The organism is Staphylococcus simulans (genome assembly GCF_047037175.1).
Taxonomy (GTDB): Bacteria; Bacillota; Bacilli; order Staphylococcales; family Staphylococcaceae; genus Staphylococcus; species Staphylococcus simulans_C.
Genome location: NZ_CP178241.1, coordinates 1142902 through 1158695, shown reverse-complemented (window position 1 = coordinate 1158695; position 15794 = coordinate 1142902). Strand labels below are relative to the sequence as shown.

Here is a 15794-nt window from a genome sequence, read left to right as displayed (position 1 = left end):
ATAGAAAGCAAGGAGGTGACAAAATGCTTAATAAAATCGTGATTGTAGGAAGATTGACGAAACAGCCTCAATTAACAGTAAAGGAGGAATCAGACATTGTATACTTTAATGTTGCGACAGAACGTCATTTTAACTATCAAGGCCAGAACAAACAATCTGTAGACTTTATCAATTGTAAAGCTTTCGGCAAGATCGCCCGAAATATTGCCAGCTATACACAAAAGGGGTCACTTGTAGGTATTACTGGTTATATGCATTCCTACAAATATGAAAAAGAGAATCAAACACATTTCGGTATGGAGCTGGTTGTAGAAACAATCAAATTTATCTCACACCCGAATGACAATTCAAATTACCAAAATCCATCACACCATGCACAAACAGATTTATTGATGAATGCATTTGAAGGAAGCCCGTCTTTTGATGCCATCCACCCTTAATCACAAAGTCATCCAATGACAATAACTATGCTTAACTGCATATCTCCCAAAATCAAATTGCAACAACCAGCATGATGCATCTATCTCTATCCTGTTCAAATTATCATGCTGTCCTCTCGTTAATTAAAAGTAATTCATTATGATGTTAGAATTATCCTTCTTTCTATTATAGGAAGTTTCCTATAATCTATTCCAAACTCTATTTTTAAACTCTATTTAGTCCAACGCATAGCTTTTACTGCAAAAGATGCTTGGATTGCTCCATTTTCAATTTTGTACTTTCAACTTAATCCATAAAAAACTCTTTAAATATACTAATACTCACTAAGGCTTTGCATAAAATTAACTTTATGCAGAGTCTTTTTTCATGAAATCTATGTTTGACAGATAGAAAATCGGGTTTTAAACGATTATTTTTAGTAATTTTACAGGATGTTAAAGGGTAAAATAACCTGCCAATTATCTGAAAGATTACAGAAATATTACATGGGATAAAGGTCGAAATTTAGTTTAAAAGCGATATTAATAGGATTTGAAGTGAAAGTAAGATATCTAACTATTTTATTTTAATGTAATTTACACGTAAAAATAAGCTTGTTTTTTTTATTTCACTGTAACCTACACCCTGATTTCAGATGATATAGTTGTAATTGCAAATTGATGATATTAATCACACGAAAAAAACAATTACCTTATAGGAGGATTTTTAGAAATGAAAAAATTATTAGTAGCTTCATCAGCAACAGCAGCATTATTCGCAGTAGGAGTAGGAGCAGAAGCTCACGCATCTGAACAAGGAAATGCAGATCAAGCACAATTAGCAGAAACAGCTTTAAACAATCCTGAACAATTAAACGAAAGCCCTGTACAAGAAGGCGCTTATAATATTAACTTTGAATACAACGGTTTAGACTTCAACTTTGAATCAGACGGTCAATATTGGAGCTGGAGCTATGGTCAAGCAGGCGGTAACGCACCAGCAGCTCAAACTACAACTCAACAAGCACCAGCAGCTCAACAAGCTCCTGTAGCTGAACAAGCAGCACCTCAAGCACAACAAGCAACAACTCAACAAGCACCAGCTCAACAAGCAGCACCTCAAGCACAACAAGCTGCTCCACAACAATCAGCAAGCACTGGTTCATCAGCTGGCTTAAATGATCACTTACGTGCAATTGCACAACGTGAATCAGGTGGCGACATCCACGCTATCAACCCATCATCAGGCGCAGCAGGTAAATTCCAATTCTTACAATCAACTTGGGATTCAGTAGCACCAGCTGAATGGGTAGGTAAATCACCAGCATCAGCACCAGAAAGCGTACAAGACGCAGCAGCTGTTAAATTATATAACGGTGGCGCAGGTGCAGGTCACTGGGTTACTGCATAATTCAGTTAACTAATTAAAAATAAATCGTTAAAGATAAAATAAGGCAGGTTATCTCCAATAGAGGAGGTAACCTGCCTTTTTGTAATATGGATGTAATGAAAGAAACAAGAAATATATATTGTTGTAACCTATGTTATTAGGAATGGTGCTATTATAAAGACAAGAAAATAATCATATAAAACAAACACCTTATGGGAGGACATATTTTACATGAAGAAATTACTAGTAGCATCAACAGCGGTGACAGCTGCTGCAGCAGTATTAGCAACAGGATTTGGAACTCAAGACGTACAAGCAAAATCATCATCAAAAGCTGAACATGCGAAGAAAGTAAAAGAAGCTGAAAAGTATCTTAATGAAAAAGGTGAATACACTGTAGTTAAAGGTGACACTTTAAATAAAATCGCTAAAAAATTCGACGTTACAGTTAAAGAATTAAAAAAATGGAACGATAAAGAATCTGACTTAATCTTAGTAGATGAAAGCTTAAAAGTAAAAGAACCTAAAAAAGTTGCGACAGCACAAACAGCTGCACAATCAAACGGCAACTATGCATACAATACGCAACAAGTATCTTACAGCAATTACAACCAAGCGCAATCAGACAATGCGCCACAATCATCATATACAGCACCTCAACAATCTTATAATGCACCACAAGCTTCATACAGCGCGCCATCATACGCTTCATATGGTTCAGGTTCAGTAAGATTAGCAAATGGTAATACTGCAGGAGCTACTGGTTCATACGCAGCAGCACAAATGGAAGCTCGTACAGGTGTATCAGCATCAGTATGGGAAAACATCATTGCACGTGAATCAAATGGTCAATTACATGCACATAACGCATCAGGTGCACATGGTTTATTCCAAACAATGCCTGGACATGGTTCAACAGCTACAGTTCAAGACCAAATCAACTCAGCTGTACACGCTTATAACGTACAAGGCTTAGGTGCTTGGGGTTATTAATCTTAAATAGGTAAAATTCAAGTCGAGACTTCGGTCTCGGCTTTTTTTATTGCAAGTATGAAAGGGCTTTGATATGTTTAATATGTAATCAACTAAATAAGAACTGCTAGGGGCGCCATGTGGCTGAGATAGGAAACTAGACCCTTTAAACCTGATTTGGTTAAGACCAACGTAGGAAAGTAGATACAAATGATAAGATGATGGAATAATCATGAAACTGCACTCCTAGGTTGGACTGCAGTTTTTTTATTGGAGGAATCAAAGTGACATTTGCTGAAACATTAGAAAGAGATGCACAACCCATCATTGATCAAATCTATCAAGATAACTTTATTCAAGCCTTATTAAAAGGCGATATCGATAAAGAAGCAATCAGACAATATTTACGTGCAGATGCTTCATATTTAAGAGAATTCGCAAATATCTATGCGTTATTAATTCCTAAAATGCCAAATTTAGAAAGTGTTCGTTTTCTTGTAGATCAAATTCAGTTCATCGTGAATGGTGAAGTAGAAGCACACGAAATTATGGCAGACTATGTAGGGGAACCCTACCAAGAAATTGTGCAACAGAAAGTATGGCCGCCAAGCGGTGATCACTATATTAAACATATGTATTACAACGTTTATGCACATGAAAATGCGGCATATGCGATTGCGGCAATGGCGCCATGTCCATACGTTTATGCTGAAGTTGCGAAACGCGCAATGCAAGATGAAGCTCTGAATCAGTCATCTATCTTGAAGCAATGGTTTGAATTTTATCAAACAGAAATGGATGCGTTGATAGACGTATTGAACCAATTAATGAATGATTTAACAAAACATATGACAGATGATGAAAAACAAGAGGTAAGAGATAATTATCTGCAAAGCACGGTACATGAACGTAACTTCTTTAATATGGCTTATACAAAAGAACAATGGGAATTTGGAGGTCAAACATTATGAATAAACCAAAAATTGCTTTAACAATTGCGGGCACTGATCCAACAGGCGGTGCCGGTGTCATGGCAGATTTAAAATCATTTCATGCTTGTGGTGTTTATGGCATGGCCGCTATTACGAGTATCGTTGCGCAAAATACCAAAGGTGTGCAGCATATTCACAATTTAGAATTATCTTGGCTAGAAGAACAATTAGAAAGTGTCTTTGATGATGAGCTGCCGCAAGCGATTAAAACAGGCATGATTGCGACAAAAGAGATGATGGAATTAATCCGAACATATTTAGAAAAATATCCAGAGATTCCATATGTAATAGATCCAGTTATGTTAGCAAAAAGCGGTGATTCCTTAATGGATGATAAAGGTAAACATGCCTTACAAAGTATTTTATTACCATTGGCTGATGTGGCAACACCGAACTTGCCTGAAGCAGAAGAAATTGTAGGATTTAAACTAGAAGATGAAGCCGCTATTAAAAAAGCTGGCAAAATTTTCATTGAAGAAATCGGCAGTAAAGGTGTTGTTATTAAAGGTGGTCATATTGAAGATGATAATATCGCTAAAGACTATCTATTTACAAAAGATGGTTTAGAAGTATTTGAAAGTGAACGATATGACACGAAACATACACACGGTACAGGTTGTACTTTCTCAGCAGTCATTGCGGCTGAACTTGCGAAAGGAAAAACAATTTATGAAGCGGTGAAAAAAGCGAAAGACTTTATCGCATTGAGTATCAAATATACACCTGAAATCGGTCAAGGCAGAGGTCCAGTCAATCACTTCGCATATATGAAGAAAGTTGGGTTAGATGATGAGTAATGGTTTAGAACGCATTAGAACTGAACATCCATTAGTGATTTGTTTTACGAATGATGTCGTCAAAAACTTTTCAGCAAATGGTTTATTAAGTTTAGGAGCAAGCCCAGCCATGAGTGAGGCTCCTGAAGAAGCAGAAGATTTTTACCCGCATGCAGGAGCAGTGTTGATTAATATTGGGACACTGACTAAAGCAAACGAACAAGCTATGTTAGAGGTAGGTAAAATTGCCAATAAGACAAACACACCACTTGTGTTTGATCCAGTTGCGGTAGGTGCATCAACTTACCGCAAGCAATTCTGCAAAACATTCTTGAAACAAGTGAAACCAACAGTGATTAAAGGAAATGCATCTGAAATTCTAACATTAATTGATGACACAACAACGATGAAAGGCACAGATAGTGCTGATAGTTTAGATGTCGTAACGATTGCGAAACAAGCACATGAACAATATCAAACTGCGATTGTACTGACGGGTGAAACAGATGTCATCGCCCAAAACAATAAAACTGTGACATTGAACAATGGTTCACGTTTCTTAACACAAATTACAGGAGCAGGTTGTTTATTAGGTGCCATCGTAGGTGCATTCTTATTTAGAAATGAAAAACCAGAGATTGAGACTTTAATTGAAGCCGTCTCAGTTTATAATATTGCAGCTGAACGTGCTGAACAATTAAGCGAGAGTAAAGGGCCTGGCACTTTCTTAGTGCAATTTATCGATGCATTATACAAAATCGATAGTGAAGCAGCACGAGAAAATCGCAAAGTACAAGAGGTGAATTAAGGTGTTTCAACCAGAAGATTTAAGTGTGTACTTTATTTGCGGTACACAAGATATACCAGAACATCGGACGATTCACGAAGTGCTGGCTGAAGCCTTAGAAGGCGGCATTACCATGTATCAGTTTCGTGAAAAGGGAGCGACTGCTAAAACAGGTGAAGCTAAAAAAGAATTAGCACAATCTCTACAACAATTATGTCGCAAATACCATGTCCCCTTTATTGTCAATGATGACGTAGAATTAGCAGAAGCGATAGATGCTGATGGCATTCATGTTGGTCAAGATGATGCGAAAATCGAGACATTTAAAACACACTTTAAAGATAAAATTATCGGTTTAAGTGTCGGCAATGAAACAGAACTCGCGCAATCAGATTTGACAGATGTCGATTATATTGGCGTGGGTCCGATATTTAAAACCGGATCAAAAGCAGATGCTAGTGAGCCAGTAGGACCCCAAATGATTGAAACCTTATATGAGAAAACCAACGGTATGCCAATTGTTGCGATTGGCGGTATTGCATTAAATAATGTTGCGCCTTTAGCACAAACACATGCACAGGGTGTTTCTGTAATTTCCGCAATTGCGCAAAGTTCAAATGTGAAAGAAACTGTTCACAATTTCTTACAATATTTTAAATAATGCCGTTAATTCTATGTTTTTGTTTTCTACACCTCATAGAATGTGATAAAATTATTTCTATGTGAATAATACCAATAGAGGTGGAAAAATGAATAAAAAAGCATTATTGCCTTTGCTTCTTGGGGTTATGGTTTTTCTTGCAGGGTGTGATTATTCTAAACCTGAAAACAGAACAGGTTTTTTCTATAATACATTTGTGAAAAACATGGATAACGTCATCCATTGGCTAGGCGCTAGTTTTAATAACGATTATGGATTAGCGATTATTGTGTTAGTTTTAGCAATCCGTATTATCGTTCTGCCATTCATGCTTTCTAACTATAAGAACAGTCATTTAATGCGTGAAAAAATGGTCATTGCAAAACCAGATATGGATGCAGTGAAAGAGAAAGTTAAACGTGCACGTACACAAGAAGAAAAAATGGCAGCGAACCAAGAAATGATGGAAGTATATAAGAAATACGATATGAATCCAATGCAAAGTATGCTTGGATGTTTACCGATGTTAATCCAAATGCCGGTTATCATGGGCTTATTCTTCGTATTAAAATACCCATCACCAGGTGGCATCGTAGAACATCCTGATTTCTTATGGTTCAACTTATCGAAACCGGACATCTGGATTACAATTATTGCCGGTGTGTTATACTTCTTACAAGCTTACGTATCAACATTCAGTATGCCGCCTGAACAAAAACAAATGAGTTACATGATGATGATCATTTCACCAATTATGATTATCTGGGTATCATTAAGTTCAGCATCAGCTTTAGGTTTATACTGGTCAGTCAGTGCCGCATTCTTGATTATTCAAACTTATGTTGCGAACCAATATTACTCTAAGAAAGCGAAAGAAATCGTCGCTCCGATGATTAGAGAATATGAAAAGAAACAAGGTAAAGACGGCAAACAAAAAGGCGCACAAGTACTTGGTAAGAAAAATAGAAAGAAAAAATAAAACCCTTTAGATAAAATCAGTTGCAACTCAAATTGCAGCTGATTTTTTTATTTAGGATTTGCACATTAGGGAATAGTAATAGTAACTCAAAGTGTTTTATTAAAATTGGAGGGGAAAACCAATGGAAATTAAATCAGTAACCACTGCTGACATTTTAGAGTTACAGAAAATCAGCTATAGAACTTTCGACGACACATTTAGAGAAATGAACAATCCAGAGAATATCAAAGATTATTTAGATACCGCGTTTACACAAGACAAATTACGCAGAGAATTAGAAGATCCACATTCACATTTCTACTTCTTATACGACAACGATAAAATTGTTGGATATTTAAAGTTGAATGAAGGAGACTCTCAAACAGAATCTGTTTCATCTGATTGTACAGAAATCGAACGCTTATATGTATTGAAGAATTATCATGGTTATGGCTATGGCAAGAAGTTATTAAATTTCGCAGTTAAAACTGCTGTTGAAGATAAGAAGAAATGTGTATGGCTAGGGGTATGGGAAAAGAATGAACAAGCTTTAGGCTTCTATAAACATTTAGGTTTCAAGAAAATTTCGGAACATGACTTTATGATGGGGAATGACAAACAAACAGATTATATCTTAGCTTATAATATTGAATAAAAAGAAGCGGTTGCGCACTTTGTTTAGTGTTCAACCGCTTCACTTCTATTTGTTGCTTACTCAGTAAATTGCCATTCATTAAAGAACTGCGCAACGAAGAATTCCATAAAACGATGACGTTCTTGCGCAATTTCAGATGCCGTCTCAGTATGCATTAAATCCTTCAGTTTAAACAACTTATCATAGAAATGTTTAATCGCAGAAGCATCATAACCGTCCAGTTCAACCTCCGCACTGATATTGTCTGGGATAGGTCCTTGCCACATTGGCTCATCAAAGTGACCAGCAAATTGGAATGTACGTGCAATTCCTATCGCACCAATGGCGTCTAATCGATCAGCGTCTCTGACAATATAGCCTTCTTGAGAAAGTGGAATGTCTTTATCAGATTGATGGCGAAAGCTGATGTTTTGAATGATATGCATAATTTTTTCTTGATCATTGTTGCGCACTTCGATGCGATTTAAAAATTCAATCAGTTGTGTTTCAGCTGTACTTTCATCAGTCAATTTAGTATCAATCGTATCATGTAATAAAGCGGCCATTTGAATAATGTATGGATTGCCATAACCTTCTTGTTCTGAAATGAACAGTGCCATTTTAACGACACGCATAACATGATTCACGTCATGACCTGTATGGTCTGCTTGATGGAAGTCTTTCATATAATGTTCAGCTGCTTTTAATTGTTGGTATTGATTCATGACAGTATGTGCTCCTTTAGTGATTTACAATATCGGTGAAATTAAGTTAGCAATCGCTTCTTTGAATTTCACCCATAAACTGCGTTGATTATAACGTTCTTGTGTGAGTTCTGAAGATAGTTCTAAATCTTGTTTAAATTGTTCACTCAGTTGTGCTGCGATTTGACGGTCGTAAATAAACGCATTAATTTCAAAATTAAGTGTGAAACTGCGATGATCCATATTGGCTGTACCAACACTTGCGACTTCATCATCAATAATCATCATTTTAGAATGGAGGAAACCATTGTCGTAATGATAAACTTTAACGCCAGAAGCAAGCAGTGAAGCAACATTTTTAAGGGTCGCAAAGAAGACGAAAGGATGGTCTGGTTTGTTTGGAATCATGATCGATACATCGACACCGCCTAAAGCCGCAATAGACACAGCATCCATAAAGGCTTGGTCAGGGATGAAGTAGGGCGATTGAATCTGAATGGATTTTTTCGCTGAAGTAATCATTTTTAAATAACCATATTTGATTTGTTCCCAATCTTCATCTGGTCCGCTTGAAGCGATTTGAATACCAATAGAGCTGCCGGTATCAATGTCAGGGAAGTATCGATCAGAATAGGTGATATTATCACGTTTAGCTTGCGAGTTCCAATCTAAAATAAAACGCAATTGCAAGGCGTTGACCGCATCACCGACAATACGCAGATGTGTGTCTCGCCAGTAGCCGAAACGTTTGGATAAGCCTAAATACTCTTTACCAACATTGAAACCGCCGACGTAACCGATATAACCATCAATAATCACAATTTTACGGTGGTTACGGTTGTTCAATCTAAAGTTGATTAATGGTAATTTAGAAGGGAAGAAAGATTCAACTTGTCCGCCTTTTCTTCTAAATTCATCAAAGGCTTTTAATGTTAAGCCCCGAGAACCCATATCATCATACAACATTTTAACTTCTAAACCTTCATCCAGCTTTTTCTCTAAAGCATCTAAGATACGTTTCCCCAGTTTATCATTTCTAAATATGTAGTATTGAATATGGATATAATCGGTCGCATTTTCAATGTCTTTAATCAACGCATCAAATTTTTCGTGGCCATCAGAAAAAATGGTCATTTCATTATCAGTGGTTAAGAACGCTGAGTTATTATAAAGCAGCATTTGAACCATTGATTTATGTTTGACGATTTCATGATTACCTTTTGAGAATTCCTCTGTTTGTAAGGCTTTTAATTGTTCGTTGACAATTTCTTCTAACCCAATCCGGTCTTCCTCATCTAATGAAAAGATGTGATCTCGTTGGATTTGACGTCCAAGTAATAAATAGAGTATGAATCCAATGACTGGCAGGAACATGAGTACAAGTAACCATGCCCATATTGATCCTGCAGATCTTCTCTCCATAAATACAATAACGAAACCAAAGACGAGGTTTAATATGAATAAGCCGATCAGGATAATATTGACGACTAAATTGGTTTGAAAAGGTATTAATTCTAAACTATACATAAGAAACCTCCGTGTTGTTAATCAACAGTGATGTAATTATATTTTCTTGCTGATATTGAACTTATTGTAACACAGCCATGCTATTTACAACACAGTTGACATATACCTATATAGGGTATATCCTTGAGTTAGAAAGCCAATAGGACGGAGGTTCAATCATGACGCAAAATGAACGCGCACATCATTCAGAACAAATCAAATCTAACCTTAAAGCACGACTGAATCGTATTGAAGGACAAGTCAGAGCGATTAACCGTATGATAGACGAAGATGTTTATTGTGATGATGTTTTAACGCAAATCAGAGCGACACGTTCTGCTTTAAATAGTGTTGCTGTGAAATTGTTAGATCATCATATGAAAGGCTGTATTTTGCATAAAGCTGAAGATGGACAGGCAGAAGCGGCTATGGAAGAGTTATTGGTTACCGTCCAAAAACTAATTAAAGATTAATAAAGGAGTCAGACATGCAGACAAGTGTGATTCAAATAGGTGGCTTAGAAACTGATGAGCAACAACAAAGCTTGCAAGAACATCTGCAATCTATGATTGGTGTATCAGAAGTACAAGTTGATGTTAAGTCGCAAGAAGTAAAAGTAAGTTATCAGACACCTATCAGTTTAAATAATTTAGAAAAAGAAATTTATGATCAAGGATATCAAATCTTAAATTAAAAACTAAGGAGTGTTAATAGATGGAAAAACAATTAAAAGTTGAAGGTATGAGTTGCAGTCATTGTAAAAAAGCAGTAGAAGATGCAGTAGGTAAAGTCAACGGTGTGGATCAAGTGACTGCGAACCCAGATGCTGACACAGTCGATGTGACATTCAACGGAGAAGACGCGGTCTTATCTGAAGTTGAATCAGCAATCTATGATGCAGGTTATGACGTTGTAAAATAAGGATAAATTTTAAGGCTCAAGTTATGTGATGGCTGAGCCTTCTTTTTTAAATGAAAATATACCTCTATAGGGTATTGGAGTGGGTGAAGTATGGAAAAAGCAGAGTTTAAAATCTCAGGTATGACTTGTGCTGCGTGTTCATCTCGCATTGAACGTGTACTGAACCGTACGGAAGGTATTGATCAAGCCAATGTGAATTTAGTCACTGAAAAAGCCTCTATCGCATATGATCAAAATCAAGTAGATATGGATCAAGTCTTTGATAAAGTGAAACAACTTGGTTATGAACCGATTGCGCTTGAAACAGCGGATGAAGCGAAAGCACGTAAAAATAAAGAATTGAATCGTCAAAAAATGAAATTTATCATTGCGATGATTTTATCCTTGCCATTGTTATATACCATGGTAGGGCATTTCAGTTTTTTAAATTTCTTGCCATTGCCGCATGTGATGACAGAACCATGGTTCCAATTTGTGTTAGCCACACCCGTTCAATTTATTCTAGGTTGGCAATTCTATAAAGGTGCTTATGGTGCGTTGAGAAATAAAAGTGCCAATATGGATGTATTGGTCGCATTAGGGACTTCTGCCGCATATTTCTACAGCATTTATATGTGGGTCATTCATGCAGGTGAAACACATATTCCATTATATTTTGAAACGAGTGCGGTTTTAATTACATTAATCTTGCTTGGTAAATATTTTGAAGCGAAAGCGAAAGGTCATGCGAGTGATGCGATTAATAAATTGTTGTCACTTCAAGTGAAAGAAGCGCGTGTAGAACGAGATGGAGAAGCGGTATCATTACCTGTTGATCAAGTACAACAAGGTGATATCTTGCTTATCAAAAGCGGTGAATACGTACCTTTAGATGGAGAAATTATCGAAGGTGATACGAGTTTAGATGAATCTATGTTGACAGGGGAAAGTATTCCTGTTGATAAAACAATTGGAGATGAAGTAATAGGTGCAACTTTAAATCACGGCAACTTTATTAAAGTGAAAGTGACACATACAGGTGATGATTTAGTGTTGAACCAAATCATCAAAATTGTTGAGGAAGCACAAGGCGAAAAACCTAACATTCAACGTTTGGCAGATAAGATTTCTGGTATCTTTGTGCCGACAGTGTTAGGGATTGCGCTGGTTGTCTTTATTATTTGGTTTAGTTTCATTACACCGTTAGACTTTCAAGCGAGCTTAGAAGTCTTTATTGCGGTTATTGTGATTGCTTGCCCATGTGCTTTAGGACTCGCGACACCGACTTCTATTATGGCAGGTTCGGGTCGTTCAGCAGAATTAGGCGTCTTATTCAAATCATCAGAAGCGCTAGAACAAACACAAAAAGTAGAGACCATTGTCTTTGATAAGACCGGTACGTTAACAGAAGGCAAACCTTCAGTGTATAAAGTGATAGATAATACTGAAAACCAACAATTCGGTACACTGGTTAAAAGTTTAGAAATACAATCGGAACATCCATTATCTCAAGCAATAACTGATTATTATCAGGATGTGCCAAACTTGATTGTCGATCAGTATCAAACACATCCAGGTAACGGAATCAGCGGATATATTAATAATCAGTTCATTAAAATAGGTTCTCAAAGCTTTATTCAACCTGATTTAAAACAATTTGACAGTGCGCTAGAAGATGAAATTAAATCACTTCAAAGTCAAGGTGCAACGGTTGTCTTAGCGTCGATTGATCACCAATTTGCGGGATTAATTGCTTTGAGAGATGAACCAAAAACAAGTGCGAAAGCCTTAATTGAACGCTTAAGACCTAATTATGACATTGTGATGTTAAGCGGCGACAGCCAAGGTACGGCAGAAGCAATAGCGAAAGAGTTAGGGATTCATCGTGTGATTGCGGGTGTGAAACCTGACCATAAAGCTGAAGAAATTACAAAACTTCAAGATGAAGGTAAAAACGTTATGATGATCGGCGATGGTATTAATGATGCTCCGGCATTAGCGAAAAGTAATATCGGCTTGGCGATGGGTACAGGTTCTGATATTGCGATTGAAGCGGGCGACATTATGATTGTCGGCGGAGACATTGAAAAAGTAGCAGCTGCGTTAGATATGAGTCAGCGTACGATGAAGAATATTAAGCAAAACTTATTCTTCGCATTCTGTTACAATACGATTGGTATTCCAATTGCGGCATTCGGTTTACTTGCCCCATGGGTAGCTGGTGCTGCGATGGCATTCAGTTCAGTCTCAGTCGTACTCAATGCATTAAGACTACAAAAAGTTAACCCGCAAAAGAAAATATAAAAATAATGTAGTAAAATGAAAATTTTTAGGGTAGAATAAAAGTAACTATAACATAGTAATACGAAGATGGGGTGAACACGAATGAATAATAATACAGATAAACTACGTAATGTCGTTCAATTGTTATCTTCGCTCGGTGTCAATATCAAGAAAACGAAATCCAGATTAGAGATTATGCATACGTTACCGAATACTTCAGTAGCGACACCAAAATTAAAGTAATAAAAAACAGGTTATCGATTTGGACATTGAAATCAATGTTCAACCGATAACCTGTTTTTTTAATTTGAATATGATTTAGAACGGAAGAAGTCTGGTTGATAAGGTACAGGTTGGTGATAGTAGATAGATAAGATTACGCCAACACCTGTCATCAAACTCCATAAAGAACTACCGCCATAACTGATGAATGGAAGCGGAATACCTGTAATAGGTAATAATTGAATAGTCATGCCCATGTTTTGAACAGCATGGAATAAAACGAGTGTCATAAATCCGATAATATAAATTTTGTTGTAGATGACTGTGTTTTTATTTGCGAGTCGTACCAAGTGGAACATCAATACGATAAATAAAATGATTAATAACACAGCACCAATAAATCCGAATTCCTCACCCACAACAGAGAAGATAAAGTCTGTATGGTTTTCAGGAATGTAAACTTCACCATGGTTTAATCCTTTTCCTAATAATTGACCAGAACCGATGGCTTTCAAGGATTCTGTTAAATGATAACCATCACCTGAACTATAAGCATAAGGATCTAACCATGAAGCAATACGTCCTAATTGATACGTTTTAATACCGAAACCATTTTCAATCAAGGATGGTTTGAAAATGATAGACAAAATGAAGAATGCGCCGACAGATAAAATCGTTAAGAAAATCGGTGCAAGAATCTTCCAAGAAATACCGCTGACAATTAACACGCCTGCTAAGATTGCTAGACAGACTAATGTTGTTCCTAAGTCATTCTGCAAGAAGATTAAAGCCATCGGAATACCTGAGACGACGAGTAATTTAAAGAATAACTTAAAGTCAGTTTCTAATGATTTATTAAATGTATATTTATTGTGACGTGAGACAATCTTCGCAAGCATTAAAATCAAGATGATTTTCATAAACTCAGAAGGTTGAATACTGATAGGTCCGAAACTATACCAACTTTTAGCCCCGTTAATAATAGGTGTAATCGGTGTTTCTGGCATTACTAATAAGATAATTAATAAACCACATAATATGCCGTACAATGTGTAGGTATATTTCATAATACGTTTAGGTGAAATAATCATAATTGCGAAGGCAATGATAAAACCGAGTATGTAATAAATGATTTGTTTAATACTGAAGTTTGCGCTGTATTGACCGCCGCCCATGGCAGATTTAATAAAGATTACACTGATAATCGCAAATATGACTAGAATGCCGATCAGAACCCAGTCAATACGCCGTATCCATGATTTATTAGGTTGTTGACGTGACGCTTTCATAATAAGTCTCCTTTAATGCATGTTTTACATCACTTTAATGATGTTGACAGTTTGCTCTGTGATGGATGTATTTTACGTGTAGTTATCCATATGAAAAACTATAGCATATTTAAACTTTCTTCTGTAGCTATTTCCTATTATATAACGTTTTACCAATTATGACTTCACTTTCTCAGGTTTGACATGCAATAAATTAGGAAATCGTGATAAAATAAAGTTTAACAATGCGTTTGGAGGAAAGAACATGGCTAAAGAAAATATATGTATCATTTATGGTGGAAAGAGCGCGGAACACGATGTATCTATTTTGACTGCGCAAAATGTCTTAAATGCTATTGATAAAGATAAATATCAAGTAGATATTATCTATATTACCAATGACGGTGCCTGGAAGAAGAAAGATAACATCGTTGATAGTGTGGAAGATACAGAAGCCTTGCGCCTAGAAGATGTAAAAGAAGGTGAAATTTCCAGCTTGCTTACAAATAGCAGTTCTGGACAGCCATATTCAGCAGTATTTCCATTATTACACGGACCAAATGGTGAAGATGGAACAATTCAAGGATTATTTGAAGTGTTGGATTTACCTTACGTCGGCAATGGTGTATTAGCAGCTTCTAGTACAATGGATAAACTTGTGATGAAACAATTATTTGCGCATAGAGGTTTACCGCAATTACCATATGTCAGCTTCTTAAGAAGTGAATATGATAAATATCAAAGCAATATTTTGAAATTAGTGCATGATAAATTAGAATATCCTGTCTTTGTAAAACCAGCAAACTTAGGTTCAAGTGTCGGAATCAGCAAATGTAACAACGAAGAAGAATTAAAAGCAGGGATTGAAGAAGCTTTCCAATTCGACAGAAAACTTGTGATTGAACAAGGTGTTGTGGCGAGAGAAGTTGAAGTTGCCGTATTAGGTAATGACTATCCAGAAACAACTGAACCTGGAGAAGTAATTAAAGATGTCGCATTCTATGACTACAAATCTAAATACTTAGATGGCAATATCCGTTTATCTATCCCAGCAGATTTAGATAATGACGTACGTACAACACTGCGCAATATGGCAGTTGAAGCATTTAAAGCAACAGACTGTGCAGGCTTATTACGTGCAGACTTCTTTGTGACAGAAGATAATCAAATCTATATTAATGAAACAAATGCAATGCCTGGATTTACTAAATTCAGTATGTATCCTAGTCTATGGGAAAACATGGGTGTTTCTTACTCTGACTTAATTACTAAATTGATTGAGTTAGCGAAAGAAAAACATGTTGAGAAACAAAAGAACAAATACAAAATTGATTAAGGTCGTG

18 protein-coding genes and 1 riboswitch are annotated in these 15794 nt (G+C 36.4%); of the genes, 15 read left to right on the top strand and 3 right to left on the bottom strand.

All coding sequences use genetic code 11. The annotated features are described in order from the left end of the window. The first annotated feature begins 23 nt into the window (after positions 1–23). The 9 genes from ACFCT9_RS05825 to ACFCT9_RS05785 all read left to right on the top strand — a co-directional run bounded on the left by ACFCT9_RS05825 (position 24) and on the right by ACFCT9_RS05785 (position 7589). Entirely contained in the window at positions 24–440 is a 417-nt protein-coding gene (locus ACFCT9_RS05825; RefSeq protein WP_412521474.1) for a single-stranded DNA-binding protein, read from the top strand. A 712-nt stretch (positions 441–1152) separates the two neighbouring features. Then, the gene (locus ACFCT9_RS05820) at positions 1153–1830 is read left to right on the top strand and encodes a transglycosylase family protein (RefSeq protein ID WP_412521473.1); all 678 of its coding nucleotides are present in this window, start codon (positions 1153–1155) and stop codon (positions 1828–1830) included. Positions 1831–2040: 210 nt separating this feature from the next. Continuing rightward, positions 2041–2802 carry a LysM peptidoglycan-binding domain-containing protein gene (locus ACFCT9_RS05815; protein WP_412521472.1) on the top strand — a complete coding sequence of 254 codons (762 nt, stop codon included), beginning with the start codon at positions 2041–2043 and terminating at the stop codon, positions 2800–2802. 98 nt (positions 2803–2900) lie between these two features. Next, a riboswitch (TPP riboswitch) is annotated at positions 2901–2997 on the top strand. Positions 2998–3065: 68 nt separating this feature from the next. Continuing rightward, positions 3066–3752, top strand: coding sequence for a thiaminase II (tenA, locus tag ACFCT9_RS05810; RefSeq protein WP_412521471.1), 687 nt, complete (start codon positions 3066–3068; stop codon positions 3750–3752). After that, positions 3749–4570, top strand: coding sequence for a bifunctional hydroxymethylpyrimidine kinase/phosphomethylpyrimidine kinase (gene thiD / locus ACFCT9_RS05805; RefSeq protein WP_412521470.1), 822 nt, complete (start codon positions 3749–3751; stop codon positions 4568–4570). Before tenA ends, thiD begins: the two co-directional genes overlap by 4 nt. Further along, positions 4563–5357, top strand: a complete 795-nt coding sequence (gene thiM / locus ACFCT9_RS05800) for a hydroxyethylthiazole kinase (protein WP_412521469.1) — start codon at positions 4563–4565, stop codon at positions 5355–5357. Before thiD ends, thiM begins: the two co-directional genes overlap by 8 nt. A 1-nt stretch (position 5358) precedes the next feature. Next, entirely contained in the window at positions 5359–5997 is a 639-nt protein-coding gene (gene thiE / locus ACFCT9_RS05795) for a thiamine phosphate synthase (RefSeq protein WP_412521468.1), read from the top strand. Positions 5998–6085: 88 nt separating this feature from the next. Beyond that, positions 6086–6955, top strand: coding sequence for a membrane protein insertase YidC (yidC, locus tag ACFCT9_RS05790; protein ID WP_412521467.1), 870 nt, complete (start codon positions 6086–6088; stop codon positions 6953–6955). Between the two features lie 121 nt (positions 6956–7076). Next, positions 7077–7589 carry a GNAT family N-acetyltransferase gene (locus ACFCT9_RS05785; RefSeq protein ID WP_412521466.1) on the top strand — a complete coding sequence of 171 codons (513 nt, stop codon included), beginning with the start codon at positions 7077–7079 and terminating at the stop codon, positions 7587–7589. A gap of 56 nt (positions 7590–7645) precedes the next feature. Here the strand turns inward: ACFCT9_RS05785 and ACFCT9_RS05780 are convergent, their stop codons facing one another. Together ACFCT9_RS05780 and cls are read right to left on the bottom strand one after the other, a co-directional pair. After that, positions 7646–8293, bottom strand: coding sequence for an HD domain-containing protein (locus ACFCT9_RS05780; protein ID WP_412521465.1), 648 nt, complete (start codon positions 8291–8293; stop codon positions 7646–7648). Positions 8294–8317: 24 nt separating this feature from the next. After that, positions 8318–9799, bottom strand: coding sequence for a cardiolipin synthase (gene cls / locus ACFCT9_RS05775; protein ID WP_412521464.1), 1482 nt, complete (start codon positions 9797–9799; stop codon positions 8318–8320). A gap of 158 nt (positions 9800–9957) precedes the next feature. Here cls and csoR point away from each other — a divergent pair, with 158 nt between their 5' ends. From csoR to ACFCT9_RS05750, 5 genes are all read left to right on the top strand, one after another. Further along, positions 9958–10251, top strand: a complete 294-nt coding sequence (gene csoR, locus ACFCT9_RS05770) for a copper-sensing transcriptional repressor CsoR (RefSeq protein WP_107605435.1) — start codon at positions 9958–9960, stop codon at positions 10249–10251. A gap of 14 nt (positions 10252–10265) precedes the next feature. After that, a complete protein-coding gene (gene csoZ / locus ACFCT9_RS05765; RefSeq protein WP_412521463.1) occupies positions 10266–10472 on the top strand; it encodes a putative copper chaperone CsoZ in 207 nt (68 codons plus the stop codon). 20 nt (positions 10473–10492) lie between these two features. After that, complete coding sequence (locus tag ACFCT9_RS05760) at positions 10493–10699, top strand: copper ion binding protein (RefSeq protein ID WP_412521462.1); 207 nt, start codon at positions 10493–10495, stop codon at positions 10697–10699. A 90-nt stretch (positions 10700–10789) separates the two neighbouring features. Then, positions 10790–12982: a heavy metal translocating P-type ATPase gene (locus ACFCT9_RS05755; RefSeq protein ID WP_412521461.1), complete on the top strand. Its 2193-nt coding sequence runs from the start codon at positions 10790–10792 to the stop codon at positions 12980–12982. 81 nt (positions 12983–13063) lie between these two features. Then, the gene (locus ACFCT9_RS05750) at positions 13064–13204 is read left to right on the top strand and encodes an Lmo0850 family protein (RefSeq protein ID WP_023016106.1); all 141 of its coding nucleotides are present in this window, start codon (positions 13064–13066) and stop codon (positions 13202–13204) included. Between the two features lie 59 nt (positions 13205–13263). Here ACFCT9_RS05750 and ACFCT9_RS05745 read toward each other — a convergent pair whose 3' ends face one another. Beyond that, a complete protein-coding gene (locus ACFCT9_RS05745; RefSeq protein ID WP_412521460.1) occupies positions 13264–14472 on the bottom strand; it encodes an FtsW/RodA/SpoVE family cell cycle protein in 1209 nt (402 codons plus the stop codon). A gap of 244 nt (positions 14473–14716) precedes the next feature. Between ACFCT9_RS05745 and ACFCT9_RS05740 the strand changes: the two genes are divergently transcribed. After that, the gene (locus ACFCT9_RS05740; RefSeq protein WP_412521459.1) at positions 14717–15787 is read left to right on the top strand and encodes a D-alanine--D-alanine ligase; all 1071 of its coding nucleotides are present in this window, start codon (positions 14717–14719) and stop codon (positions 15785–15787) included. The last annotated feature ends 7 nt before the right edge of the window (positions 15788–15794 follow it).

Excerpts from the sequence above, each read along its gene's own strand:
- ACFCT9_RS05740 (WP_412521459.1), top strand. The coding sequence starts at position 14,717 with ATGGCTAAAGAAAATATATGTATCATTTATGGTGGAAAGAGCGCGGAA.
- ACFCT9_RS05750 (WP_023016106.1), top strand. The coding sequence starts at position 13,064 with ATGAATAATAATACAGATAAACTACGTAATGTCGTTCAATTGTTATCT.
- ACFCT9_RS05780 (WP_412521465.1), bottom strand. The coding sequence starts at position 8,293 with ATGAATCAATACCAACAATTAAAAGCAGCTGAACATTATATGAAAGAC.
- csoR (WP_107605435.1), top strand. The coding sequence starts at position 9,958 with ATGACGCAAAATGAACGCGCACATCATTCAGAACAAATCAAATCTAAC.
- ACFCT9_RS05815 (WP_412521472.1), top strand. The coding sequence starts at position 2,041 with ATGAAGAAATTACTAGTAGCATCAACAGCGGTGACAGCTGCTGCAGCA.
- ACFCT9_RS05755 (WP_412521461.1), top strand. The coding sequence starts at position 10,790 with ATGGAAAAAGCAGAGTTTAAAATCTCAGGTATGACTTGTGCTGCGTGT.
- thiM (WP_412521469.1), top strand. The coding sequence starts at position 4,563 with ATGAGTAATGGTTTAGAACGCATTAGAACTGAACATCCATTAGTGATT.
- ACFCT9_RS05785 (WP_412521466.1), top strand. The coding sequence starts at position 7,077 with ATGGAAATTAAATCAGTAACCACTGCTGACATTTTAGAGTTACAGAAA.
- ACFCT9_RS05820 (WP_412521473.1), top strand. The coding sequence starts at position 1,153 with ATGAAAAAATTATTAGTAGCTTCATCAGCAACAGCAGCATTATTCGCA.
- cls (WP_412521464.1), bottom strand. The coding sequence starts at position 9,799 with ATGTATAGTTTAGAATTAATACCTTTTCAAACCAATTTAGTCGTCAAT.
- csoZ (WP_412521463.1), top strand. The coding sequence starts at position 10,266 with ATGCAGACAAGTGTGATTCAAATAGGTGGCTTAGAAACTGATGAGCAA.
- ACFCT9_RS05825 (WP_412521474.1), top strand. The coding sequence starts at position 24 with ATGCTTAATAAAATCGTGATTGTAGGAAGATTGACGAAACAGCCTCAA.
- ACFCT9_RS05745 (WP_412521460.1), bottom strand. The coding sequence starts at position 14,472 with ATGAAAGCGTCACGTCAACAACCTAATAAATCATGGATACGGCGTATT.
- thiD (WP_412521470.1), top strand. The coding sequence starts at position 3,749 with ATGAATAAACCAAAAATTGCTTTAACAATTGCGGGCACTGATCCAACA.
- yidC (WP_412521467.1), top strand. The coding sequence starts at position 6,086 with ATGAATAAAAAAGCATTATTGCCTTTGCTTCTTGGGGTTATGGTTTTT.
- ACFCT9_RS05760 (WP_412521462.1), top strand. The coding sequence starts at position 10,493 with ATGGAAAAACAATTAAAAGTTGAAGGTATGAGTTGCAGTCATTGTAAA.